Source organism: Rhodovastum atsumiense (genome assembly GCF_937425535.1).
GTDB lineage: Bacteria > Pseudomonadota > Alphaproteobacteria > Acetobacterales > Acetobacteraceae > Rhodovastum > Rhodovastum atsumiense.
Map to the genome: position 1 here is coordinate 2,099,265 of NZ_OW485601.1, position 23,492 is coordinate 2,122,756.

At 69.9% G+C, this 23,492-nt stretch carries 27 protein-coding genes; 9 read left to right on the forward strand and 18 right to left on the reverse strand.

What is annotated here, in order from left to right:
• Positions 1-18 precede the first annotated feature (18 nt).
• The 12 genes from NBY65_RS09535 to hslO all read right to left on the reverse strand — a co-directional run bounded on the left by NBY65_RS09535 (position 19) and on the right by hslO (position 9,688).
• Positions 19-726 carry an SURF1 family protein gene (locus NBY65_RS09535; protein WP_150039699.1) on the reverse strand — a complete coding sequence of 236 codons (708 nt, stop codon included), beginning with the start codon at positions 724-726 and terminating at the stop codon, positions 19-21.
• On the reverse strand, positions 723-1,082 hold the full coding sequence (locus NBY65_RS09540; RefSeq protein WP_150039698.1) for a DUF983 domain-containing protein: 360 nt from the start codon (positions 1,080-1,082) through the stop codon (positions 723-725). The genes NBY65_RS09535 and NBY65_RS09540 overlap by 4 nt, the downstream gene beginning before the upstream one ends.
• On the reverse strand, positions 1,079-1,951 hold the full coding sequence (locus tag NBY65_RS09545) for a cytochrome c oxidase subunit 3 (RefSeq protein ID WP_150039697.1): 873 nt from the start codon (positions 1,949-1,951) through the stop codon (positions 1,079-1,081). The genes NBY65_RS09540 and NBY65_RS09545 overlap by 4 nt, the downstream gene beginning before the upstream one ends.
• 26 nt (positions 1,952-1,977) lie before the next feature.
• Positions 1,978-2,589 carry a cytochrome c oxidase assembly protein gene (locus tag NBY65_RS09550; protein ID WP_150039696.1) on the reverse strand — a complete coding sequence of 204 codons (612 nt, stop codon included), beginning with the start codon at positions 2,587-2,589 and terminating at the stop codon, positions 1,978-1,980.
• Between the two features lie 3 nt (positions 2,590-2,592).
• Positions 2,593-2,754, reverse strand: a complete 162-nt coding sequence (locus NBY65_RS09555; protein ID WP_162530450.1) for a hypothetical protein — start codon at positions 2,752-2,754, stop codon at positions 2,593-2,595.
• Positions 2,747-3,709 (reverse strand): heme o synthase, encoded by a 963-nt coding sequence (locus tag NBY65_RS09560; protein WP_150039695.1) that lies wholly within the window; start codon positions 3,707-3,709, stop codon positions 2,747-2,749. The genes NBY65_RS09555 and NBY65_RS09560 overlap by 8 nt, the downstream gene beginning before the upstream one ends.
• Positions 3,710-3,731: 22 nt before the next feature.
• Positions 3,732-5,321: a cytochrome c oxidase subunit I gene (ctaD, locus tag NBY65_RS09565; protein ID WP_150039694.1), complete on the reverse strand. Its 1,590-nt coding sequence runs from the start codon at positions 5,319-5,321 to the stop codon at positions 3,732-3,734.
• Positions 5,322-5,349: 28 nt separating this feature from the next.
• Positions 5,350-6,204, reverse strand: a complete 855-nt coding sequence (gene coxB / locus NBY65_RS09570) for a cytochrome c oxidase subunit II (protein WP_150039693.1) — start codon at positions 6,202-6,204, stop codon at positions 5,350-5,352.
• A 135-nt stretch (positions 6,205-6,339) separates the two neighbouring features.
• Positions 6,340-7,005: a class I SAM-dependent methyltransferase gene (locus NBY65_RS09575; RefSeq protein ID WP_150039692.1), complete on the reverse strand. Its 666-nt coding sequence runs from the start codon at positions 7,003-7,005 to the stop codon at positions 6,340-6,342.
• Between the two features lie 448 nt (positions 7,006-7,453).
• The gene (locus tag NBY65_RS09580) at positions 7,454-7,663 is read right to left on the reverse strand and encodes a cold-shock protein (protein WP_150039691.1); all 210 of its coding nucleotides are present in this window, start codon (positions 7,661-7,663) and stop codon (positions 7,454-7,456) included.
• 178 nt (positions 7,664-7,841) lie between these two features.
• Entirely contained in the window at positions 7,842-8,576 is a 735-nt protein-coding gene (locus tag NBY65_RS09585; RefSeq protein WP_150039690.1) for a hypothetical protein, read from the reverse strand.
• Between the two features lie 131 nt (positions 8,577-8,707).
• Positions 8,708-9,688 (reverse strand): Hsp33 family molecular chaperone HslO, encoded by a 981-nt coding sequence (gene hslO / locus NBY65_RS09590; protein WP_150039689.1) that lies wholly within the window; start codon positions 9,686-9,688, stop codon positions 8,708-8,710.
• A 109-nt stretch (positions 9,689-9,797) separates the two neighbouring features.
• Between hslO and NBY65_RS09595 the strand changes: the two genes are divergently transcribed.
• On the forward strand, positions 9,798-10,280 hold the full coding sequence (locus NBY65_RS09595) for a GNAT family N-acetyltransferase (RefSeq protein ID WP_150039688.1): 483 nt from the start codon (positions 9,798-9,800) through the stop codon (positions 10,278-10,280).
• Positions 10,281-10,412: 132 nt separating this feature from the next.
• On the opposite strand, the gene argF is transcribed toward NBY65_RS09595, so the two are convergent.
• Both argF and NBY65_RS09605 read right to left on the reverse strand, forming a co-directional pair.
• Positions 10,413-11,351 carry an ornithine carbamoyltransferase gene (gene argF, locus NBY65_RS09600; protein ID WP_150039687.1) on the reverse strand — a complete coding sequence of 313 codons (939 nt, stop codon included), beginning with the start codon at positions 11,349-11,351 and terminating at the stop codon, positions 10,413-10,415.
• 17 nt (positions 11,352-11,368) lie between these two features.
• A complete protein-coding gene (locus tag NBY65_RS09605; RefSeq protein ID WP_150039686.1) occupies positions 11,369-12,565 on the reverse strand; it encodes an aspartate aminotransferase family protein in 1,197 nt (398 codons plus the stop codon).
• Positions 12,566-12,767: 202 nt separating this feature from the next.
• Between NBY65_RS09605 and NBY65_RS09610 the strand changes: the two genes are divergently transcribed.
• Positions 12,768-13,346 carry a RecX family transcriptional regulator gene (locus NBY65_RS09610; protein ID WP_150039685.1) on the forward strand — a complete coding sequence of 193 codons (579 nt, stop codon included), beginning with the start codon at positions 12,768-12,770 and terminating at the stop codon, positions 13,344-13,346.
• Positions 13,347-13,363: 17 nt separating this feature from the next.
• Here the strand turns inward: NBY65_RS09610 and NBY65_RS09615 are convergent, their stop codons facing one another.
• The 3 genes from NBY65_RS09615 to NBY65_RS09625 form a co-directional block, all read right to left on the reverse strand.
• Positions 13,364-15,655 carry a methyl-accepting chemotaxis protein gene (locus tag NBY65_RS09615; RefSeq protein ID WP_150039684.1) on the reverse strand — a complete coding sequence of 764 codons (2,292 nt, stop codon included), beginning with the start codon at positions 15,653-15,655 and terminating at the stop codon, positions 13,364-13,366.
• A 226-nt stretch (positions 15,656-15,881) separates the two neighbouring features.
• On the reverse strand, positions 15,882-17,231 hold the full coding sequence (locus tag NBY65_RS09620; protein ID WP_150039683.1) for an amidase: 1,350 nt from the start codon (positions 17,229-17,231) through the stop codon (positions 15,882-15,884).
• On the reverse strand, positions 17,228-17,413 hold the full coding sequence (locus tag NBY65_RS09625) for a hypothetical protein (protein ID WP_150039682.1): 186 nt from the start codon (positions 17,411-17,413) through the stop codon (positions 17,228-17,230). The genes NBY65_RS09620 and NBY65_RS09625 overlap by 4 nt, the downstream gene beginning before the upstream one ends.
• A gap of 292 nt (positions 17,414-17,705) precedes the next feature.
• On the opposite strand from NBY65_RS09625, the gene NBY65_RS09630 reads away from it, so the two are divergent.
• From NBY65_RS09630 to NBY65_RS09645, 4 genes are all read left to right on the forward strand, one after another.
• Positions 17,706-18,311, forward strand: coding sequence for a CHAP domain-containing protein (locus NBY65_RS09630; protein ID WP_150039681.1), 606 nt, complete (start codon positions 17,706-17,708; stop codon positions 18,309-18,311).
• A 134-nt stretch (positions 18,312-18,445) separates the two neighbouring features.
• On the forward strand, positions 18,446-18,694 hold the full coding sequence (locus tag NBY65_RS09635; RefSeq protein ID WP_150039680.1) for a twin-arginine translocase TatA/TatE family subunit: 249 nt from the start codon (positions 18,446-18,448) through the stop codon (positions 18,692-18,694).
• Between the two features lie 28 nt (positions 18,695-18,722).
• Positions 18,723-19,409 (forward strand): acireductone synthase, encoded by a 687-nt coding sequence (gene mtnC, locus NBY65_RS09640; RefSeq protein ID WP_150039679.1) that lies wholly within the window; start codon positions 18,723-18,725, stop codon positions 19,407-19,409.
• Between the two features lie 67 nt (positions 19,410-19,476).
• The gene (locus tag NBY65_RS09645) at positions 19,477-20,487 is read left to right on the forward strand and encodes an SDR family oxidoreductase (protein ID WP_150039678.1); all 1,011 of its coding nucleotides are present in this window, start codon (positions 19,477-19,479) and stop codon (positions 20,485-20,487) included.
• Between the two features lie 89 nt (positions 20,488-20,576).
• Here NBY65_RS09645 and NBY65_RS09650 read toward each other — a convergent pair whose 3' ends face one another.
• Positions 20,577-20,777 (reverse strand): DUF6496 domain-containing protein, encoded by a 201-nt coding sequence (locus NBY65_RS09650; RefSeq protein ID WP_150039677.1) that lies wholly within the window; start codon positions 20,775-20,777, stop codon positions 20,577-20,579.
• A 131-nt stretch (positions 20,778-20,908) separates the two neighbouring features.
• Here NBY65_RS09650 and NBY65_RS09655 point away from each other — a divergent pair, with 131 nt between their 5' ends.
• Genes NBY65_RS09655 through NBY65_RS09665 form a run of 3 tightly spaced genes read left to right on the forward strand, consistent with a single transcriptional unit; the run spans position 20,909 to position 23,470 of the window.
• Positions 20,909-22,135, forward strand: a complete 1,227-nt coding sequence (locus tag NBY65_RS09655) for an acyl-CoA dehydrogenase family protein (protein WP_150039676.1) — start codon at positions 20,909-20,911, stop codon at positions 22,133-22,135.
• Entirely contained in the window at positions 22,128-23,135 is a 1,008-nt protein-coding gene (locus NBY65_RS09660) for a phosphotransferase family protein (RefSeq protein WP_150039675.1), read from the forward strand. Before NBY65_RS09655 ends, NBY65_RS09660 begins: the two co-directional genes overlap by 8 nt.
• Positions 23,132-23,470, forward strand: a complete 339-nt coding sequence (locus NBY65_RS09665; protein ID WP_150039674.1) for a DUF6285 domain-containing protein — start codon at positions 23,132-23,134, stop codon at positions 23,468-23,470. Before NBY65_RS09660 ends, NBY65_RS09665 begins: the two co-directional genes overlap by 4 nt.
• Positions 23,471-23,492 lie beyond the last annotated feature (22 nt).

A 23,492-nucleotide genomic window follows, 5' to 3' on the forward strand; every position in this document is an offset into this window, starting at 1 on the left:
GTCCAGGGCGTGGTCACGTCATTCCTCTCCCGTCCGTCGTCGCAGCGCATACGCCGCGAACACCACGAGCAGCGCCACGGCCAGGCCGAACCAGGTCAGCGCATAGCCGAGATGGTCGTTGGGCGGGCGCGGCAGGTGCGCGGGCCGGATCGGAGTCCCCGCCGCCGGCCCCGCGTCTGCCAGTTCGATGAGCACGAAGGGCAGGACCGGCGCAACCCCCAGAGTCCGCGCCATCGCCTGGGGATCCAGGGTATAGAAACGCCCCGCGGCAGGATCGTCCCGCGCCGAGAACAGGCCGGGCCGTTCCGCCGGCCTCAGCCAGCCCGTGACCGTCGCCCGGCCGGGGGACAGGCCCGGCTCCTGTCCCGCCGGCATCCAGCCGCGATCCACCAGCAGCACCGCGCCGTCCGGCAGGCGCAGCGGAGCGATGAGATCGGAGCCGAGTACCGGACCACCGGAAAGGACATGCACCGCACTGCCGTACCAGGCGACCGGCCCGTCCAGCCAGTCCCCCTCGGCCCGCACCTTCTGCAACGGGCCGGGCGTCGCCGGCAGGGGCACCGGCGCGGCCGCCTCGGCGGCATCCAGCCGGGCCAGCAGATCACGCTTCCATGCCAGGCGCTGCAATTGCCACACGCCGAGCCCGATCAGCACCGCCAGCATCCCGGCCGTCATCAGGCCGGGCACCAGCAGGCGACGCGGCCCCGGCCGCACCGCTCCGCTCATGGCGGGTTCATCTCGCTGGCACGGTAGCGGAACTGCAGCGCCACCATCGCCGCCTTCAACGGACGCATCATCCCGATCGCCAGCGGCACCGTCACCACCGGCCACAACACCGCATGCACCCAGAGCGGCGGCTCGAAGCGGAACTCCACCCAGAAGGCCAGCGTCACCACCACCGTGCCCAGCACGAACATGACCAGCACCGCCGGCCCGTCGCCGGTGTCACTGGCCCGCAGGTCGAGGCCACAGATCTCGCAGCGGTCGCGCACCGTCAGCAGGCCGATGAACAGGCGGCCCTCGCCGCAACGCGGGCAGCGGCAGCCCAGGCCGGCCTGCCACCAGGACGGCGGAACGGTCACTCGTGCAGGACCGGGCCCTGGCCCGCCCAGTAGATGCACACGAACAGGAACAGCCAGACCACGTCGACGAAATGCCAGTACCACGCCGCCGCCTCGAAGCCGAAATGACGCTGCGGCGTGAAATCGCCCCGGATCGCCCGCAAGGTGCAGACGATCAGGAAACAGGTGCCGACGATCACGTGGAAGCCGTGAAAGCCGGTGGCGAGGAAGAACACCGACGGATAGATGCCGCCGCCGGAGAACTTGAACGGCGCTTCCGAATATTCGATGGCCTGGAAGGTGGTGAAGCTCAGGCCGAGCAACACCGTCAGGATCAGGCCACGGATCAGCGCCCGGCGATCGCCCTCGATCAGGCCGTGATGCGCCCAGGTGATCGTGGTGCCCGACAACAGCAGGATCATCGTGTTCAGGAACGGCAGGTGGAACGGATCGAAGGTGTGGATGCCCTGCGGCGGCCAGCTCGGCGTGGCGGTGCCCAGCACATGGCCGGGAAACAGGGCAAAGTGGAAATACGCCCAGAAGAAGCCGACGAAGAACATCACCTCGCTGGCGATGAACAGCATCATGCCGTAGCGCAGGCCCAGCTGCACCACCGGCGTGTGCACACCCTTGGCGCGGCTCTCGCGCAGCACGTCGCGCCACCAGCCGAACATCACCACCAGCAGCACGGCGATGCCGATCCCGAGCGCCACGTAATTCCCGTAATGCGCGGCGAAGACGATGCCGAGCACGGTCAACCCGGCACCGAGCGCCCCGACCAGCGGCCAGGGACTGGGATCGACGAGATGATACGGCTGCTTCAGGCCGGACTCGGCGGGAAGCCTCGCCCCGTGGCCGCCGAGGGTTGCCCCCTGGGTATCGCTGCTCATGCCATCATCCCCCAACGCGACATCATTCATCGCACGACCGGCCCGACATGCGGCCCCGCGGTGGCGACCGCGCCACTGCCTGCGGCGTCTTCGAGGCTGCGGAAGAAGGTGTAGGAGAGCGTGATCGTCCGCACATCCGCCGTGTCCGGATCCGTCGCCAGCGCCGGATCGACCCAGAAGCTCAGCGGGAACTGCATGTCCTGCCCGGCCGCGAGCGTCTGCGAATCGAAGCAGAAGCAGGCGGTCTTGTGGAAATACCGGCCGACCTTCTCGGGCGTGACGTTGTAGACGGCGACACCCGTCACCGGCCGGTCGGCCAGGTTGCGGGCGGCGTAGAACGCCACGCTCTCCGCGCCGAGCTGCAACCGCAGCTCCACCTGCTCCGGCCGGAAGCGCCAGGGCAGCGCCGGGTTGGTGTCGGCGTTGAACCGCACGGTCACCATCCGTCCGACCGCGCCGGGACTGGCGGCGGGGCCGATACGCGGCGTGCCGCCGAAGCCGGTCGCGGCGCAGAACATCCGATAGAGCGGCACCGCGGCGAAGGACAGCACCACCATGCCAAGGATCACCGAAGCCAGCGCCGCGGCGATCACGCCGTTGCGCCGCCCGCGATCCGGATGGGCCTGCCGCCGCGCCATGCCTCAGTGCCCGGCGAGCTTGGCCAGGGTGATCAGGTAGAACAGCCCGCACACCCCCAGCAGCACCAGCATCAGCGCGACGTTGCGGCCGCGGCGCCGGCGCTGCAGCTCGTCGCTCTCCGCGCGGGAGAGCGACGCATCGGCGCGGGTCACGACATCAGACAAGGAAGTGATCCACGGCAAGGGCTCCGAACAACGCGAACAGATAGAGGATCGAGAACCGGAACGCCGCGCGGGCCGGCGCGTCACCGGACAGGCTGACGCCGCGCGCATCCTGCCGGTCGCGCAGCACCCGCCACGCTCGTTCGAGGAAACGCGCGCCAAGCAGCAGCGCCGTCACGCCATAGATCCAGCCGCTCAGTCCCAGCGCCCAGGGGGCCAGGGACAGCAGCACCAGCAGCACGGTGTAGAGCAGGATCTGCCGGCGGGTTTCCCGCGCCCCGGCCACCACCGGCAACATCGGCACCCCGGCGCGGGCGTAGTCGCCATGCGCCCACAGCGACAGCGCCCAGAAATGCGGCGGCGTCCAGAAGAACACGATGGCGAACAGCAGCAGCGGCATCACGTCCAGCCCGCCAGTGGCGGCGAGCCAGCCGATCGCCGGCGGGAACGCCCCCGCGGCACCGCCGATGACGATGTTCTGCGGCGTGCGCCGCTTCAGCCACATCGTGTAGACCAGAACGTAGAAGCCGATCGAGAACGCAAGCCCCGCCGCCGCCGCGAGATTGACAGCAAGCCCCATCAGGATCACCGAAGCGGCGGCCAGCGTCACCCCGAAGCCAAGCGCCTCGCCCGGCTCGATCCGCCCCGCCGGGATCGGCCGCCGCGCGGTGCGCCGCATCACCGCGTCGATGTCGCGGTCGTACCACATGTTGATCGCCCCGGCCGCGCCCGCGCCCACCGCGATGCAGAGCATGGCAGTGAAGGCCAGCACCGGATGCAGCGTCGCCGGGGCGACCAGCAGGCCGACGACGCCGGTGAACAGCACCAGCAGGATCACCCGGGGCTTGAGCAGGGTGACCCAGTCGGCGACGGTGGAAACGGCGAGATCCGGGCCGGGCAGCGGGAAGGCGGACAGGCTGTCCGCCGCCCGCTCGGCCCCGGTGGCAGGATGGGTCATGCAGCACCTCGCTCGATCCCGCTCAGCGGAAGCGGGGAAGTTCCTCGTAGGTGTGGAACGGCGGCGGTGAGGTCAGGCTCCATTCAAGCGTGGTCGCGCCCTCGCCCCAGTAGTTGCCGGCGATTGCAGCGCGGGATGTGAAGGTGCGCCAGCAGATGACAAGGAACAGCACCAGCGAGGCCGCGCTGATATAGGCGCCCATCGAGGCCACGTGGTTCCAGCCCGCGAAGGCGTCCGGATAGTCCGGGTAGCGACGCGGCATGCCGGCGAGCCCGAGGAAATGCATCGGGAAGAAGGTCAGGTTCACGCCGACGAAGAACATCCAGAAATGGATGCGCGCCAGCAGGTCGGGATACTGGTGGCCGCTCATTTTGCCGATCCAGTAGTAGAATCCGGCGAAGATCCCGAACACCGCGCCCAGGCTCAGCACGTAGTGGAAATGGGCGATGACGTAGTAGGAATTGTGCAGGATCTGATCCAGCCCTGCATTGGCCAGCACCACGCCGGTGACGCCGCCGATGGTGAAGACGAAGATGAAGCCCGCCGCCCACAGCATCGGCACCTCCATGCGGATCGAGCCGCCCCACATGGTGGCGATCCAGGAGAAGATCTTGATGCCGGTGGGCACGGCGATGATCATCGTCGCCGCCATGAAATAGGCCCGGGTATCGACGCCGATGCCGGAGACGAACATGTGGTGCGCCCACACCACGAAGCCGACCACGCCGATCGCCACCATCGCATAGGCCATGCCGAGATAGCCGAAGATCGGCTTGCGGCTGAAGGTGGAGACGACGTGGCTGATGATGCCGAAGGCCGGCAGGATCATGATGTAGACTTCGGGATGGCCGAAGAACCAGAACAGGTGCTGGAACAGCACCGGGTCGCCGCCGCCCTGCGGGTCGAAGAAAGCGGTGCCGAAGTTGCGGTCGGTGATCAGCATGGTGATGGCGCCGGCCAGCACCGGTACCGCCAGCAGCAGCAGGAAGGCGGTGACCAGCATGCTCCACACGAACAGCGGCATCTTGTGCAGCGTCATGCCGGGGGCGCGCATGTTGAAGATGGTGGTGATGAAGTTGATGGCGCCGAGCAGCGACGAAATACCCGCCAGGTGCAGGGCGAACAGCACGAAATCCATCGACGGGTCGCTCTGGTACGTCGCATTCGACAGCGGCGGATAGAGCGTCCAGCCCGAGCCCGCGCCGCTGCCGGTCCACAGCCCGGCCATGATCAGCGTGAAGGCCGGCACCAGCAGCCAGAAACTGATGTTGTTGAGCCGCGGGAAGGCCATGTCGGGGGCGCCGATCATGATCGGCACGAACCAGTTGCCGAAGCCGCCGATCAGCGCCGGCATGACCACGAAGAAGATCATCACCAGGCCATGCGACGTGACCACGGCATTCCATTGCTGGCCGGAGGCGAAGAACTTCATCCCCGGATTCTGCAGCTCCATCCGCATCCACACCGACAGCGCGGTGCCGACGATGCCCGCCACGACGGCGAACATCAGGTACAGCGTGCCGATGTCCTTGTGATTGGTGCTGAACAGCCAGCGACGGATGAAACCCGGGGCGTGGTCGTGATGGGCATGCCCATGCGTCGTGACGCTCATGTCTGCATCTCCTGCACGCATCGACCGGTCATTGGGGCGCGGCCTCGGCAAGGCGCTGGCCCGGGGCGGGCACGGGGGCCGGCGTGGTGTCCGAGAACTGGGTCTTCGCCTGCTCGAGCCAGGAGGTGAACTCCGCCGGCGGCACCCCCCGGACGGCGATCGGCATCATGGAATGGTTGGTGCCACAGATCTGGTTGCACTCGCCGTAGTAGACCCCCGGTCGATCGACCCGGACCCATGTCTCGATGGTGCGGCCCGGAATGGCGTAACGCTGTACCCCCAGGCTCGGGATGTAGAAGCTGTGGATCACATCCGCCGAGGTGGTGAGGATGCGGACATTCTTGCCCACCGGCACGACCACCTGGTTGTCGACGTCGAGCAGCCGCAATTGCCCCGGCTTCAGTTGGTCGTCGGGCACCATGTAGCTGGAAAAGTTCAGGCCGCCGTTATCGGGATAGGTGTATTCCCAGTACCATTGGTGCCCCGTGACCTTGACGGTCAGGTCGGCCTGCACGGTGCGATCCTGGAAGTAGATCAGACGAAAGCTGGGGATCGCGATCACCACCAGGATCAACACCGGCAGCACGGTCCAGGCCACTTCCAGCACGGTGTTGTGGCTGGTCTGGCTGGGCGTTGGGTGGCGACGGGCGTTGTAGCGGAACAGCACCCAGGCCAGCAGCACCGCCACCAGCAGCGTGATGGCGGTGATAATCACCAGCACCAGGTCATGGAGCGAATTGATGCCGGCCTGGACGGGGCTCGCCGGCGGCTGCATGCCGGTCTGCCATGGCTGCGGTGCGGCGGCGAAGAGATCGGCAGGCGCGATGAACGCCCCGATCGTCATAAGGCCGAGCGCGGCAATACGCCGCCGGATCCGATGCATCGTCGGACCATCCCCCTGATCATTTTCACGGCGTTAACGCCGCGCAGTTCAGGAGGATGGGCTACAGGACGGCTTGATCTGGATCAAGGCTCGATCAGGCCGGATGTGCCTGACCGAGAGTTGATTCCGCGGGAATCAGATATCCAGTCGCGCGAGTGTGAACAGTCCGAAGGGATGCATCGGCACCAGCGCGGCTTTGGCGCGGTCTTCTTCGGGGAACAACGCCTCAAGCGCGAAATCCGGATGCCACCCCAGCTTGCGCGAGGCCGGCGCGAGGGCCCGCTCCACCCACCAGCGCGGCCCGCGCTCGGCGGCGAAGTGGTTGACGAACAGGATGTGGCCACCCGGACGGACCACCCGCTTCATCTCGGCCAGCAGCCGGCGGGGGTTGGGCACGACGGAGGCGACGAACATGCCGACCGCAATGTCGAAGCTGCCGTCGGGAAATCCCGTGGCCTCCGCGTCCATTTCCAGCAGCGCGGTGACGTTGGAGAGGGATTCGCGCTCCACCCGCGAGCGCGCACGCTCCAGCATGTCCACCGACAGGTCGATGCCGGTGATGCGCTTTTCCGGCCGGTAATGCGGCAGGGCAAGGCCGGTGCCCACGCCGACTTCCAGCACGCGGCTGCCCGGCAGCCGGTTCACCTCGGCCACGGCGCGACGCCGCCCCCAGGCGGAAACGCCGCCGAACACGGCGTCGTACACCGCCGCCCAACGCCGATAGGCCCGGCGCACGGCCTCGGCATCCAGGGCCGCCGCCGGCTCCGCCCGACGCTGTGGGGAGATAGTACTATGGCTCATGTTCTGGGTCCGTCCGCTCTGGACATCGTGGAAAGAGGGCGCAGCGAGACGCGCGGCGCACCACGGTGACCTTGGCTGTCTAACACGTCGATGTCGATCGAGGAACGCATGGCAGCCCCGACCTTTACGTAAAGCGCAATATCCCGGACCCGCCAGGGATGAAAGACGGGAGCAGACCGGATGCGATCACGATCACACCCTGTGCAGCAAAGTCGGACAGGCTGGTTACGCCCCATGATCCCGGAAGTCATGGTTGCGCAGCAGTGGGGCTGCCTTCCACAGGCAGCGTGACGCGGTCCCTTCGATAGCCCGAAGGCAGACAAACGCCTTTGCCGCTTGCGAAGGCAAGCCAGCATCCGATCGTGATCACCGTACACGAAGACAGGACCAACCCGCCTGGATTGATCCAGGCCAGATCAGCCTGTTGGCGATGCTGTGGAGAGCGGGGTCAGTCCCCGCCGCTCAGATTGACGGCGGCCGTGCGCCCGTTCTGCTGCTGCTCGACATCGAACCCGACCTTCTGGCCCTCGTTCAACGTGCGCAGGCCAGCTTTCTGGACCGCGCTGATGTGGACAAAGACATCCTTGCCACCGGTATCCGGCGCAATGAACCCGTACCCCTTGGTGGGGTTGAACCACTTGACAGTGCCCTTAGGCATAGACGTGCCGCCTCCTTCATGCGGGTGCAAGCTTCGGCGCACCCACTGCCTGCACGACTCCTCGCCCTCTTGTCCGGGGGACGTTGCCAGCCGCTGAGCGGAACGATACGACCGGACACCGGCAGTTGCAACGGATTGCAACCAACGCCGTTTGACATACGCGAGAGCACTTTGTTTTCTAACGTAATAAGTTCGTCGGCGCCGGGCTCGTGAACGGAACCGCCGACGGAGCCGTCCGGCCGGCCGGGGCGGCGGCGGGGGGCGGCGGCGTCAGCGTCGGTGCCAAGGTCGGGGCCGGCGCCGGGGTTGACGTCCCAGGCGATCCCAGATCCTGCTGTTCAACCGGACCGGGTTCGGGGGCCGAGGGCGCCGTGGTCTGCAGGTAGTCACGCATGCGCTGGCGGATCTGGTACTCCAGCTCCACGTTCATGTCGGTCATCATCTGCCGGACCATGTCGTAGAGATCGGCGCGGACCACGGCGGGACTGTCATCATCAATGGTGCGCGTGCGCGTCACCCGCGCCTCGGCGTAGCCGCTGCGGGTTCCGTCCGGCGTGCTGAGGGCGATGTGGACGGCGAAATTCCCCACGTAGTTCTCGCGCTGCTCCACGATCGAGGCCTCGTCGATGACGAAGGTTGCCTCTCCCGTCATGCCGCCCGCGATCAGGCGGTCCTCGGCCATCTGCCGCAGCGCCTTGACCGGCGGGGTGGGCGCGAGGTGGCCAACATCACGGGTCCCGGGCCGCGGCTTCCAGGAATCGTCGATCTCGATCGACCCGACGTTCAGCTTCAGCCGGGACAGGTAGTCCCATCCCAGCGGCTCGAAGGTCGTGGGCACGTCACGCCCGCCGCAGGCCGCCAGCACGAGCGGCAGCGCAAGGGCGGCACGGCGCGAAATCCGGGGGGGCATCATGGGCAGCAAGTCCGTCCGGTTGGATGGCGGCATCGACCCACGCCGGCATGACCACGGTCAGGCCGGCGTGGATTCAGTACGCGGCACCCTGCGGAGCAAAAGCCCAGAGGTCAATGACCGTCCGGCGGCACTCAACCGCGCGCGCTGCCGTGCCCTTCCCCGGGCGGACGCCCGCGCACCTCGGCGCGAGGGAAGCGGAAGTCGAGATTGCAGAATTCGCATGTCATGACGATGTCGCCATCCACCGCCATGTGGTCGAGATCGTCGGTATCGAAGCCTTCCAGGATACCCGACAGGCGCTGGCGCGAGCAGCGGCAGCCATAGGCCAGGGCCCGCGGCCGGTCCGCGGCCACGCCCTCGGTGTGGAACAGGTTATAGAGCAGCCGGTCGGGCGGCAGGTCGTCGTCCAGCAGTTCGGCCTCGGTCAATGTCTCGGCCAGCGTGGTCGCGGTCAGCCAGCTTTCGGTCCGGGCCTGCTCGTCCAGATCCGGATCGATGCCGCCACTGCCGGCGATCTTCTCCAGGATCAGCGCCGCCGCCCGCCAGCCGGCCTGGGTGCGGGCGCAGGCCAGGCGCAGCCAGACCTGGAGTTGCTCGCTGGCGCGGAAATAATGCAGCGCGAGGTCAGCCAGGCTCTCGCCCTCGATCGCCACCACGCCCTGGTGGCGTTCCATGTCCGGCCCCTGGTCGATGGTGAAGGCCACGTAGCCTTCTCCCAGCATCCGCCCGGCGGCCGGCGCCGGTTCCTCCGCGAGCAACCCGTCCAGCCGTTCGGCATCGGCGCGAGCATAGCCGCGCAGTTCCCCCTGGTCGGTGCAATCGGCCAGCAGCATGCTCAGGGGCCCATCGCCCTTCGCCTGCAGGCTGAACGAACCGCGGAATTTCAGCGCCGAGGCCAGGGCGGCCACCAACGCCAGGGCCTCGCCCTGCACGCGCGTGACCGCATCGGCATTGGTGTGGCGGGTCAGCAGCGCGTCGGCGAGCGGGCCGAGCCGCACCAGCCGTCCGCGCACCGGCCGGCGCGGCAGGTAGAAGGGGGTGACGCCGCGCGGCACCACGAGATCGGGCACATCGGGACGCCCGCTGTCGAGAAAGGCAGGGGTATTGGACATGCCGCAGAAATAAGGTGCCGTGCGCGCCCCTGCCACCGGGAGTCACTCATGTCCGTGCGGCGGGGGCGCATGGCTGCGCAAGGTCGCATCGCGGGCGTATCGTCCGGTCATGAGTTCGACCGACGAATGGCGCCTGCGCGCCCTGCGGACCGCCGAGGCCGAAGCGGTGGCCGCGCTGATCCGGACGGCCTTCGCCCGCCAGAGCGTTGCCACCGATCCGCCGTCCTCGGCGCTGCGCGAGACCGCGGCGGGCGTGCTCGGCTTCGAGGGCGGCGCGGTCGCCGAAGCCGCCGACGGCACGCTCGCCGGCGCGGTGCTATGGGCGACCCGGGCAGGGGGGCTCTACATGGGCCGGCTCGCGGTGGCGCCGTGCTGGCGTGGTTACGGCATTGCCCGTGCCCTGGTGGGGGCGGCCGAGGCCGAAGCCCGCCAACGCCGGTTGCCCTGGCTGCATCTGTCCACCCGCCTGATGCTGGTCGACAACCGGCGCCTGTTCGCCAGTTGCGGCTTCATCGAGACGGAATTGCATGCCCATCCGGGCTATGCGCAACCGACATTCGTGGACATGGAAAAGCAGTTGCCCGGTCCCTGAACCGGGATTGCGGGGCGGCGGATTGCGCTGCGCTTATCCGCCCTACGGTTACTGTGCCGCGCAGCGCGATTGGGGTGCAGGGGCCTTGTGGCCCTTGCTGGGTCCAGGGCGAAGCCCTGGCCTTGCCTTACTTTACCGCGCCGCCCCCAGCACCCAGGCCAGCACGCCTTTCTGGGCGTGCAGGCGGTTTTCCGCCTCGTCGAAGACGACGCTTTGCGGTCCGTCGATGACGTCTTCAGTCACTTCCTCGCCGCGGTGGGCCGGCAGGCAGTGCATGAAGATCGCGTCCGTCGCCGCCTTTGCCATCAGCGCCGAGGTCACCCGGTACGGCGCCAGCAGGTTATGCCGGCTGGTATTCGGGTCGTCCGACATCGACACCCAGGTATCGGTCACGACGCAGCGTGCGCCGGCCACCGCCGCCGCCGGATCGTCGGTCAGTTCGATCGTCGCCCCCTGGGCGCGGGCCCAGGCCACCAGTTCGGCGGGGGGCTGCAGGCTGTCGGGGGTGGCGAGGCGCAGGGTGAAGCCGAAGCGGGCCGCCGCCTCGATGAAGCTGCGGGCGACGTTGTTGCCGTCGCCGCACCAGGCCACGACCTGGCCCGCGATCGGGCCGCGATGTTCCTCGAAGGTGAGGACGTCGGCCATCAACTGGCAGGGATGCGAGTCCGCGGTCAGGCCGTTGATCACCGGCACGGTGGCGTAGGCCGCCAGCTCGCGCAGTTTCTCGTGTGCGTCGGTGCGCATCATGATCGCGTCGACGTAGCGCGACAGCACGCGGGCGGTATCGGCGATGGTCTCGCCGCGGCCGAGCTGCATTTCCTTGCCGCTGAGGGTGATCACCTCGCCGCCGAGCTGGCGCATCGCCACCTCGAAGCTGACGCGGGTGCGCGTGCTGGGCTTCTCGAAGATCATCGCCAGGGTGCGGCCGGCGAGCGGGCGGGAGCTGCCCGTCGCCTTGAAACCGCTGGCGATGTCGAGGATCTGCCGCAGCGTCGCGGTGTCGTGGTCGCGCAGGTCGATGAAGTTGCGAGGGGCTTCCCGGGCCTCGCCCGGGCCGCCGGCGGGGGCCATGCGTCGCACCGCCCCGCTCACTTCGCGGCCACCTTGGCCAGAGAGGGCCGGCATCTTGCAGCCCCTCGCCGGATCATCGCGACTCCGGCCGCGATATCCGCATCGGTCAGCACCAAAGGCGGCACCAGCCGGACCACATTCTCGCCGGCGCTCACCGACAGCAGCCCCTCGGCCATGAAGGCCGCCTGCACTTCGCCGGCGGGCACCACGCATTTCAGCCCCTGGATCAGGCCGGCGCCGCGCACCTCCTCGAACACCTCGGGCTCTTCCCGCACGACAGCGGACAGGGCATCCCACAGCACCTGCCCCTTGCGGGTCACCTCGTCGAGGAAGCCCGGAGCCAGCATCACGTCCAGCACGGCGTTGGCGGCGGCGCAGGCCAGCGGGTTGCCGCCGAAGGTGGTGCCATGGCTGCCGGCGGTCAGGTACTTGGCGACGTGCTCCTTCGCCAGGATCGCCCCCATCGGGAAGCCGCCGGCGATGCCCTTGGCGGCGGAAATCACGTCGGGCTCGATGCCCGCCCATTGATGCGCGAACAGCTTGCCGGTGCGGCCCATGCCGCACTGCACCTCGTCCAGTCCGAGCAGCAGGCCGAATTCATCGCAGGTGCTGCGCAGGTCGCGCAGGAACTGCAGGTGGGCGGTGCGGATGCCGCCCTCGCCCTGCACCGGCTCGACCAGGATGCCGGCGGTCTGCGGCCCAATGGCGTCGCGCACCGCGTTGAGGTTGTTGAACGGCACGTGGTCGAAGCCGTCCACCTGCGGGCCGAAGCCGTGCAGGTATTTCTCCTTCCCGGTGGCGGCCAGCATCGCAAGGGTGCGGCCGTGGAAGGCGCCTTCGAAGCAGAGCACCCGGTAGCGTTCCGGCCGGCCGGTCTCGTGCATGGCGCGGCGCATCATCTTCACCATGCCCTCGTTCGCTTCCGCGCCCGAGTTGCAGAAGAACACGCTGTCGGCGAAGGTCGCCGCCACCAGACGCTGCGCCAGCGTCTCGGCCTGGGGCACCCGGTAGAGATTGGAGACGTGCATCACCTTGCGCGCCTGCTCAGCGATCGCCGCGGTCAGGTGCGGGTGGCCGTGGCCAAGCGAGGAGGTGGAGATGCCCGACCCGAAATCGAGGAATCGTCGCCCATCCGCCGTCCACAGCCAGGCGCCCTCGCCCCGCTCGAAGGCGAGGTCAGCGCGGTTGTAGGTCGGCATCAAAGCGGGGATCATATCCGCATGGTCCTCAGGCATCCCGCATGCGTTCCCCCTCTCGCGCCCCTGCGCGAGCGGTGGCGGGAAACGAACAGAATGTCCTGCCCCTGCATGACAAGTCAAACCCGGGACCGGCGACGCGACAGCAGACCAGCCTTTCCATTCCCTGCCGGGGTTGGTTTTGTTCCTGGCCCCGGAATGCAATCGTACCAATAAATCCATGCGGAAACCCGACACCGGCTCCCCTGCTTCCCCGCCCCCCGACGAAGCCGCGCTGCATGAGGCGGCGCTCGCCCATCTGGCCCGCTACGCAACCACGCGGACGGGCCTGACGCGCGTGCTCGACCGCCGGGTGGACCGTTGGGCCCGCACGGCCGCCCCGGACGTGGCCGAGGCCGCCCGCCCGGCGCTGCGCGAGACGGTGCGCGCGGTGGTGGCGCGGCTGGCCGCCGCCGGGGTGGTGGACGACGCCGCCTTCGCCGAGGCCCGCGCCCGCAGCCTCGCCCGCAGCGGACGGTCGCGCCGCGCCATCGCAGCCCATCTCGCCGCGCGGGGCGTCGGCAGCGACATGACCGAAGCGGCGTTGCCCGACGCCCCCGATGCCGAACTCGCGGCGGCCCTGGCCTGCGCGCGGCGCCGCCGCATCGGGCCGTTCCGGCCGGAAGGCACGGTGGCGGATCCGAAGCGGGAATTCGGCGTGCTGGCCCGCGCGGGATTTTCCCATGACATCGCCGCGCGCGCGCTCGCCAGCGATCCGGAGACGGCCGAGGCCCTGGTCGCCGCGTTGCGCCGCGGCTGACCGGCGGCGCCGCCGGGTCAGGCGGCGCGCCCCATCGGCCCGGCCAGAGCCGCCTGCACCCGCGCCTTCTCGGCCGCGTCGGCGAAGTCGAACCGCAGGTGCAGCGACCTGGCGGTGCGTTGCACCAGTGTCACGGACAGGGGCGGCAGGCCCTCGGCGATCAGCCGCCCCAGGGCACCGGCCGCGGGAGCGGGGCCGGTGCCGGCCGCAGGTTCCAGCCGGGCGCCACCGAGCGACAGATCCACCAGCGTCCCCTGGCAGGTCCCGCCGGCATGTTCCAGGCGCGCCGGCATCCGCACCGTCTGGCGACGGTCCGCCCGGCGATCCAGGTCCCGGATGCGCGCCTGCAGCACCGAGACCAGCGAGGTCTTCATCTCGCCCACGCTGCCTGCCACCACATGGGCGATCTCGTTCACCTCGCCGCAGGTCTGCATCGAATGCAAGGTTCCCTCTGCGGCCTCGGCCATGCGGCTGGCGGCCCGGCCAGCCGCGGCGTTGGCGTCGCGGACCGCCTCGGCAATGCCGGCGGTGGCGGCGGATTGCTGCTCCACCGCGGCGGCAACCGCGCTGGCGACGGTATCGAGTTCGGCCACCGAGGCGGTGATGCTGGCCATGGCGCCGCTGGCCGCGCGACTATGTTCCTCGATCGTGGCGATGCGGCGGGTGATCCGCCCGGTGCTGCGCGCGGTCTCCAGGGCCAGCGCCTTCACCTCGCCCGCCACCACCGCGAAGCCGCGCCCGGCCTCGCCGGCACGGGCCGCCTCGATGGTCGCGTTCAGCGCCAGCAGATTGGTGCGGCCGGCAATTTCGTTGATCAGGCCGGCAACCTCGCCGATCTCGCGGACGCTGGTCTCGAGGGCGGTGAACACCTCCTGCGCCCGCACGCCGCAGGTGACCGCGTTGCGGCTTGCCCCGGCGGCGCGGTCCATCTGGGTCGCGATCTCGCGGATCGAGGCGGTCAGTTCCGCCGCCGCCGCCGCCCCGGCGTCGGTGCGCGCCCGCGCCGCATCGGCATCGGCCCGGGCGAGCCCGGTCGCATCCGCCACCGTCGCGGCGCCGCCCTGCAGGCGCTCGGCCACCGCGGCGAGGTCGTCGGCCTTGCCGCGGACCGTGGCGATGGCGCGGGCCCCGATCTCCTCGACCATCTGGCCCATTTCCTGCAGCGCCGCCACCCGGGCGGATTCGGCCTCGGCCCGCAGTTTCGCCTGGGTCTCGGTCAGTGCCCGCGCCTCGCGGGCGGTGGTGCGGAAATGCGCCGTGGCGATCAGCAGCCGGCCGACCTCGTCCTGGCTGCTGGCCGCCGGCACCTCGGTCTCCAGATCGCCCTGCGCGAGGCGCTCGATCACGTTGGTGGTCTCGCGCAGCGGGCGCACGATCCGGCGCAGCACGTACCAGCCGAGCACCGCCACCAGCAGCACCGCGGCCACCAGGATCACCAGGTGCCACGTGGCGCCGGTCTCGCCGGCGGCGCGCTGTGTCGCCAGCAGCGCGGCGATGTCCTCGCCGGCCTGCGCCTGCGCCTGCAACAGGGCATCGATCCCGCGGCTCGCCCCGGCGAACCATTCGGGCGCGGCGACCGGCCAGGGCGTCCCCTGCAGGGCAGCCGCCAGCACCTGCCGCCGCATCGGCGCGAAATCGCGGTACCAGGACTGTTCCGCCGCGCTCACCTTCGCCTGCAGCGGCGACGAGGCGTCGATCAGCAAGGCCCTGGCCTGGGCCCAGGCGCCGTCGATCCGGCCTTCCGCGGTCACCGCCGCCAGCACCTGCTCCAGCGATGCCACCGCCCCGGCACTGATCAGGCCGTTCAGCGAGCCTCGCTGCCGGCCGGCATATTCGCTCATTTCCCCCAGCCGGTCGCGCACCGCCACCAGGCGGGTCACCCGCCCCTCGACATCGGCCGCGGCATCCAGGCCGCGGCGCAGCGCCACCGCCGCCTCGATCTGCGCAGTCGCCGCGGCGAACCAGACGGCCGGCGCGGGTGCGCCCGCCCGGTCACCGGCCAGGGCGCGGTCGACATCGCCGCGCAATGCCTCGAGGCGGGCGTGGGCCGCCTGCAGCGGTGCCGGATCCGGCCCACCCCCCATGGCCACAAGCCCGTCCAAAGCCTGCCGCAGCGCCGTCTCGCCGCGGGCACGCGCCGTGGCCATCGTGGTCCGTGCCGCCGGGTTGGCGGCCCCGTTGGCGGCAAGCAGCCCGGCGGTCAGGCCGCGCTCGACCGCGAACGCCCCGGCCGCGTCGGTCAGCCCGGCGCTCGCCATATTGAGGCGTTGGTGCGCCCGAGCCTGCGCGGCCTCGCCGAAGGCGTTCACAACCTGGCTGCCCAGCAAGGATATGGCAATTATCGCAAGAAAAGAGACAGCCAAAAGGATTCGAACGGCAAGCGACATCTGGTCCCCGCGACGACATCTGGTCGCCATGATGATCGGCGGGGTGATAGACCATGCGGCCTTCCGACGCAGCAATACATTCAATTAAAAGTGGAAAACTCCACAATAATTCGACAACATTAATAATTATTGCCGACCGATTATCGATTCAGGCAGATGATGGATGCAGTGCGTCCGTCCCCGCTGCCCGTTCCCAGGCACCGGCCGCCCGCAACAGCGTGGCTTCCTCGAAATACCGGCCGACGAATTGCACGGACACCGGCATGCCGCTCGGGGACAGCCCGGCCGGCATGGTCAGCGCCGGATGCCCGGTCACGTTGAAGGGCATCAACGCATCGCAGGACGCTCCGGCCGGCTCCGGCAAGGCGGCGCACAGCAACACATCCACCTCGCGCAGCACCGCCTCGACCGCGGTGATCAGGTGGCGCCGCCGGCTTTGCGCGGCCACGTAGTCCCCTGCCCCCAGGAACGCACCGGTCATCAGGAACCGCCGCGCCGGCCGCCCGTACTCGCCCGGCCGCGCGCGCAGCCAGGGCTGGTGGACCGCCCATGCCTCGCCGGCGGTCAGCACGCCACCCACCACCGTGAAATCGGCCAGCGGCGGCAGCGTGACCTCGCGCGCCTCCGCCCCCTCCTGCGCCAGGGTGCGCAGCACCTGTTCCAGCGCCGCCGCCGTTGCCGCATCCGCTGTCAGGTCGCGCTCGTGGAAATGGCGGACGAAGCCGATGCGCAGCCCCGCGGCCCCGCGCCCCAGCATGGCCGCGAAATTGCGCCGCGGCGGCACGACGCTGCCCGGATCCAGCGGATCGTGGCCGGCGAGCGCATCCAGCAGCAGCGCCACATCCGCTACCGTCCGCGCCATCGGCCCGACCTGGCCGCAGGTGAACGACACCGGGACCACCCCGCGCCGGGACACCAGGCCGGCACTGGGCTTCAGGCCGACCACGCCGCAGGCAGCGGCCGGATGCCGCACCCCACCGGCATGGTCGGCCGCCACCGCCAGCGGGAACAACCCCGCCGCCAGCCCCACACCCGCCCCGCCGGCATGATGCGCCGGGCTCCACGGATTGCGAGCCGACGGGAACGGCCCGTCGGCGTCCGGACCGGCGAGCCCGAATTCATGCGTCGTCAGCTTGCCCAGCAAGATGGCTCCGGCCGCGCGCAGCTTCGCGACACAGGCCGCATCGGCGGAAGCGACATGATCGAGCCGCAGGCGCGAGGCGCAGGTCGTGGGCAACCCGGCGATGTCGATCAGATCCTCGATGCCGACCGGCACGCCGTGAAGGGGGCCGCGTACCCGTCCCGCCGCGATCTCCTCCGCGGCCGCCCGTGCAGCCGCCAAGGCCGCCTCGGCGTCCACTCGCACGAAGCCATGCAGATGGGGATCCAGGGCGGCGATGCGGTCGAGCAGCGCCTGCACCAGCTCCACAGGCGAGACCAGCCGACGCGAGAAGGCGCGCGCGGCGCCGGAGGCCGTCAGCCACCAGGGCGCAGTCATGCCCCCGTCCCGGCCCGCATCGGCGGCCAGGGTTCGGCCGCCAGGTCGGCGGGCGCCTGTTGCAGGGCCTCACGCCAGGACATCGCCTGCGCCGCCGCGGCCAGTACGTCGTCCGGGAAAGTTGCCTGCGCGCGCTCCAGGCCCGCCAGCCGGGCCAGTGCCGCCATCGTTTGCTCGTCCATGGCCTGCCCTTCGCCGCCCCGGCCATGGTGCAATGCGCCCGACCGGAAAAAAAGAGGCGGCGCATGATCTGCGCCGCCGCAGGTGGCCGCAGACCTGCCCAAAAGAGGGGACTGCGGAAGGGGAGGGAGTCCGAAGCCAACCGGGCTTCATCAGTGATCCTGCACTGCGGCTGTCACTGCAGCGTTAACGGCGTGCGACACGAGAGTCGCGAATAGCGCAGCTTCTTCACCCCTGCGTGAGTCACGGTGGATTGCCCAGGCGGACCGACTCCGTTCATACTTCGCACTCAAGATGTCCCGCAGATCCTTGGCCTGGCGCACATTCTCCCTGGTCCCCCTGCTGCTGGCGGGGCTGCTGTCGGCCTGCGCCTCGTCACGCTCCGTCACCGGCCCCAATGTCGCCGCGACCAGCCGCCATCCCGGCATCACCTGCGCCCCCTTCGCCCGCGCGCTCTCCGGCATCGAGATCTACGGCGACGCCGCCGACTGGTGGGACGCCGCCGCCGGCCGCTACGAGCGCAGCTCCCAGCCGGAAATCGGCGCCGTGCTGATCCTGCGCCGTTCCAGCCGGCTGAACGCCGGCCATGCCGCGGTGGTGTCGCGGGTGCTGGGACCGCGTCAGGTGCATGTCATCCAGGCCAACTGGGTGCCGGACGAACTGGCCGAGGATCAGCTCGCCATCGACGTGTCACCCCGCAACGACTGGAGCGCGGTGCGCATGTGGTGGCCGCCCACCAACACGCTCGGCATCCGCGTCTATCCGGCCTACGGCTTCATTCTGCCACCCGGCCCCACCACGCATGACGCGCTGCGCCGCAACGCCAGGCCGGCCGCGCGGCTGGCCCTGCAGGCCCGCTATCTGCGCACCCCGTCCCGGGCGCGGTCCTATGGCGGGTGACCGAAGCGTAAATCGTTGCCCCTCGCCTTTCCGGGCGAACCGGGCTAGCAGGGCGGGAAACATCGCTTGCATCGGGATCACCGGCAAGCCATGTCGAGGCGGCGGGGCGGCACGCTCCGGTTGGAGGACACGCTATGGGTAGCTTCAGCATCTGGCATTGGCTCGTCGTGCTGCTGGTCGTCCTGCTGCTGTTCGGCAGCGGCAAGGTCAGCAACCTGATGGGTGACTTCGCAAAGGGCATCAAGGCGTTCAAGAAGAACATGGCGGACGAGTCCGACGCCTCGATGGAAGCCAGCGCCGAGCAGAAGCCGGCCGGCTCGATTCCCGGCCCCACCGCCACCCAGGCCGGCAGCGCGCAGCCGCACACGACGCAAAAGGTCTGACCGGCACCCGGCCGGCGGCGCACCGGCGGTGTTGCCGCTCGTCGCGGTCGTGACCAGCCTCGAGGGCACGACCACGCCGCTCAGCTTCATCCGCGACGTTCTGTTCCCGCTCGCGCGCGAGCGCTTCCCTGCCTTTTTGCAGGCGCACGAAGACGACCCGGTGGTGCTCGCCGAACTGGCCGAAGTGCGCCGCATGGCGCCGGGACGGCCGGAACTGCAGACCCTGCTGCACTGGACCGACCGGGATTCCAAGGCGCGGCCCCTGAAGGTGCTGCAGGGGATGATCTGGCGGGAAGCCTACGGCGCGGGCGGACTCGTCTGCGCCATCTATCCCGACGTGCCGCCGGCCCTGCGCCGCTGGGCCGCCGCCGGATTGCGGCTTTATTCCTTCTCCCACGGCTCGACCGAGGCGCAGCGGCTGATCTTCGGCCACAGCCCCGCCGGCGACCTGTCGGGCTTGTTCCGCGGCTGCTTCGACACCCGCGTGGGCAACAAGCGCGAGCCCGAGAGCTTTTCCCGCCTCGCCATCGGCATGGGACTGCCCCCGGCGGAGATCCTCTATCTCTCCAACGACGAGGCAGAGCTGGACGCCGCGGCGACCGCGGGCATGCGCACCTGCCAGGTGCTGCGCAACGATGCGCCCCCGGTGGAACAGCATCCCAGCGCAACGGATTTTCCCGCCGTGGCGGCGCTGATGGGGCTGCCGACGCCCTGATCCGGCGCCTCAACCGTTCCCGCCCTGCCGCGTTGCCCCCTGCACATCCCATGCAGGAGCAAGCCGCATGTCCGAGCTCGTGCCGAGCCGCGTCGCCGTCATCACCGGAGCCTCCTCGGGCATCGGCCTGTGCACCGCCCGGCTGTTCGCCACCCGCGGCTGGCGCGTCGGCCTGATCGCCCGCGGGGCCGAGGGACTCGCGGAAGCCGCCGCACAGATCCGTGCCGCCGGCGGCGATGTCGCCACCGCCGAGGCCGACGTCGCCGACAGCGCCGCACTCGATCGCGCCACCACCACGATCGAAGCGGCGCTCGGCCCGGTCACGCTCTGGATCAACAACGCCGGGGCCAGCTTCTACGGACGGTTCCTCGACATCACCGAAGAAGAGTTCCACCGGGTCCTGCACACCACCCTGCTCGGCACCGTCAACGGCACGCGCATCGCCCTGCAGCGCATGAGCCCGCGCCAGCACGGCACCATCATCAACGTCGGATCGGCCGTGGCCTATCGCGGCACCCCCCTGCAGGCGCCCTACTCCGCCGCCAAGTTCGGCGTGCGTGGCTTTACCGAGGCGATCCGCAGCGAACTGATCCACGACCGCAGCCCGATCCACCTGGGCATCGTCCACCCGCCCAGCGTCAACACCCCCTTCTTCAGCCATGCCGGCGCCCGCATGGCCGGCGAACCACGCCCGCTGCCACCGGTCTACCAGCCCGAGATCATCGCCGACGCAATCTGGCTCGCCGCCACCGAACGCCGGCGGGAAATCCGGATCACCGGCAGCACCCTGCAACTCTCCTGGCTCGACAAGCTGGCGCCCGGCCTGGCCGACCGGCTCATGGCCGTGATCGGCTTTCCCGCCCAGCGCACCACGAACGAGGAAGTGCAGCGCCTGCGCGACCCCGCGCTGTTCCATCCCCCCACCACCTCCGCCCTGGTACACGGGCCGTTCGGCCGCGAGGCCTTCGCCAGCAGCGCCCAGATGTGGGGTGAACACCACCGCCTCGCCGTCGCCGTGGGGCTCGCCGTGTTCGCCACCCTGCTCGTCCCGCGCCGCATCGGGCTGCGCCGGAGATGAAATCCGGGGCGCTGCCCCGGCCCCGGCAGGAGGCTTTGCCTCCTGCACCTCCACCAAGGGCCGAAGGCCCTTGGATCCCGAACGATCAGTCAGCGCCTCGCCTTGGCACCCCTCTGCCGCTTGCCCTCGTCCTGCTCGCGCGACGCACCGGCCTCGCTCAGCGCGATCGCGATCGCCTGCCGGGGATTGCGCACCTTCCGGCCGGTGCGGCCACTTTCCAGCTCGCCATGCTTGAACTCGTGCATCACGCGACCGACCGTCTCCTTCTGGGCATCGCTCTGCTTCGCCATCCTGGTCCCCCATCGAAAACCGATCCGACCGTGGCAACGCATCACCCCGCCACATGTTCGGGACGACCCTGGCCCTCGTGGCGCGATCGGGTCATCATGATCGCCAAACACAACGCCGGAGGAACGACCAGGTGGACTTCACTTTGCCACCCGACATCGAGCAACTGCGCCGGAAGCTCCGCGCCTTCGTCACCGACCGCCTGATCCCGCTGGAATCCGATCCCGCCAGCTACGACGCGCACGAGAACATCGCGCCGGACCTGCTCGGCCGGCTGCGCGCGGAAGCCCGCGCCGAAGGGCTGTGGGCACTGCAGATGCCGAAGGAATTCGGCGGCGGCGGCCTGCCGAAGCTCGGCATGGCCGCCTGCTACGAGGAAATGAACCGCTCCATCTTCGGCCCGGTCGTGTGCAACAGCGCCGCCCCCGACGACGGCAACATGATGCTGCTCGATCGCGTCGGCACCCCGGAACAGAAACGGCGCTGGCTGCAGCCCATCATCGACGGCCGGGTGCGCAGCGCCTTCGCCATGACCGAGCCGCAGAACGAGGACGGAGCGGGTTGCGGCTCCGATCCGGCGCTCACCTACACGACCGCGCTGCCCACCGCCGATGGCTGGCGGGTGCACGGCCGCAAGTGGTTCATCACCGGCGCCGGGGAAGCCCGCCACTTCATCCTGATCGCCCGCACCGGCGAGGACACCCGCCGCGGCCTCTCGGCCTTCCTCTACCATGCCGACCAGCCGGGCTGGCGCATCGAGCGCCGCATCCCGATCATGGGCCCCGAAGAACACGGCGGGCATTGCGAGATCTCCTTCGACGGGCTGGAAATCCCGCGGGAGAACCTGCTGCTGCGGGAAGGCGACGGGCTGAAGGTGACGCAGATCCGCCTCGGCCCCGCCCGGCTGACCCATTGCATGCGCTGGCTCGGCCTGTCGCGCCGCTGCCTGGAGATCGCCGGCGACTACGTGCAGCGCCGCCGCTCCTTCGGCGCCCGGCTGGTCGACCATGAAACCGTGCAGACGCTGCTCGGCGAGGCCGGGATGCAGATCCAGATCGGCCGGATGCTGACCATGCACGCCGCCTGGAAGCTCGACCAGGGCGACTTCGCCCGCAAGGAAATCTCGATGGCGAAGATCGTGGTGGCCGACGCGCTGCACCGCGCCGCCGACACCGCGCTGCAACTCCAGGGCGGGCGCGGCTATTCCAGGGATACGGTGGTCGAGTGGATCTACCGCTACGCCCGCCAGGCCCGACTGGTCGACGGCGCCAGCGAGATCCACCGGATGGTGCTGGCCCGGGCGATGCTGGCCGAAGGGGCGGATTTCTACGCCTGGGGAACAGGGGCACCGCATGGATGACCGGCAGCGCAGCAACCTCGCCGCCTGGCTGAAGCAAAGCAGCGGCACATCCACCTTCGACCTCGTGGAGGTCCGCCTGCTCTCGGGCGGCGCCATCCAGCAGAACTGGCAACTCGACGTCAGAACCGATGGTGTCGCGCAATCCTGGGTGCTGCGCATGGACGCCCCGGCGACCCTGCCCGGCATCAGCCACCCCCGCGACCAGGAGTTCGCCCTGCTGCGCACCGCCCATGGCGCCGGCGTCACCGTGCCGGAACCGCTGTTCCTGTGTGCCGACCCGACCCTGCTGGGCAGCCCGTTCTTCGTCATGCGCAAGGCCGACGGCATCGCCGCCGGCCACCGCGTCGTGCGCTCCGACACGCTCGGCGGCGGGCGCGAGGCCCTGGCGGCATCGCTCGGCCGGGAACTCGCGCGCATCCATGCGATTCGGCCCCCGTGCGCGGAACTGGCCTTCCTCGGCGACCCGCCAGCCGATCCCTGCACCGGCTTCGTCGCGACGATGCAGGCGCAGCTCGATGCCGGGCGGCTGCCGCGGCCGATGCTGGAATGGGGCCTGCGCCACCTGGAGCGCGACGCCGCCCCGCCCGCCGACATCGTGCTCTGTCACAACGACTTCCGCACCGGCAACTACATGGTGACCGAAGCCGGCATCACCGCCGTGCTGGACTGGGAATTCGCCGGCTGGGGCGACCCGCATGCCGATATCGGCTGGCTCTGCGCCCGCTGCTGGCGCTTCGGCGCCGAGGGCGAGGTCGGCGGCATCGCCCCGCGCCGGCCCTTCGTGCTCGCCTATGAACAGGCGGCGGGCCGGAGCATCGACCCGGACCGCGTCCGCTGGTGGGAACTCGCCGCGCATATCCGCTGGGCGGCAATCGCCATCGCCCAGGCGGAACGCCATGTCAGCGGCCGCGAGCCCAGCCTGGAACTGGCGCTGACCGGCCACATCGTCCCCGAACTGGAGCTGGAGGTGATGCGCATGACCACCGGAGGCCAGCCATGACCTGGGACGGCACCGAACTGCCCCATGCGCCGGACCTGCTGGAAACCGCCAGGCGCACCCTGCTGGACGAGATCGTGCCCCGGCTGTCCGGCGATGCCCGCTTCAAGGCGCTGATGGCAGCCAACGCCATGGCGATCGCCGCCCGCGCGGCCCGGCTCGGCACCACGGACCTCGCCCCGCTGCTGGCGCGGCTGGGCAATCCCGCCTCCCTGTGCCGCGACATCCGCGCCGGACGCTGCGATCCTGGCACACCTATGTATGAGGAAACTGCCTCGGCCCTGCTCCGCCTCGCCGAGGCGCGCTGCCGCATCAGCGCGCCGAAGGCGCTGGGCTGAACCGGGCGGAAGCGCATGAATC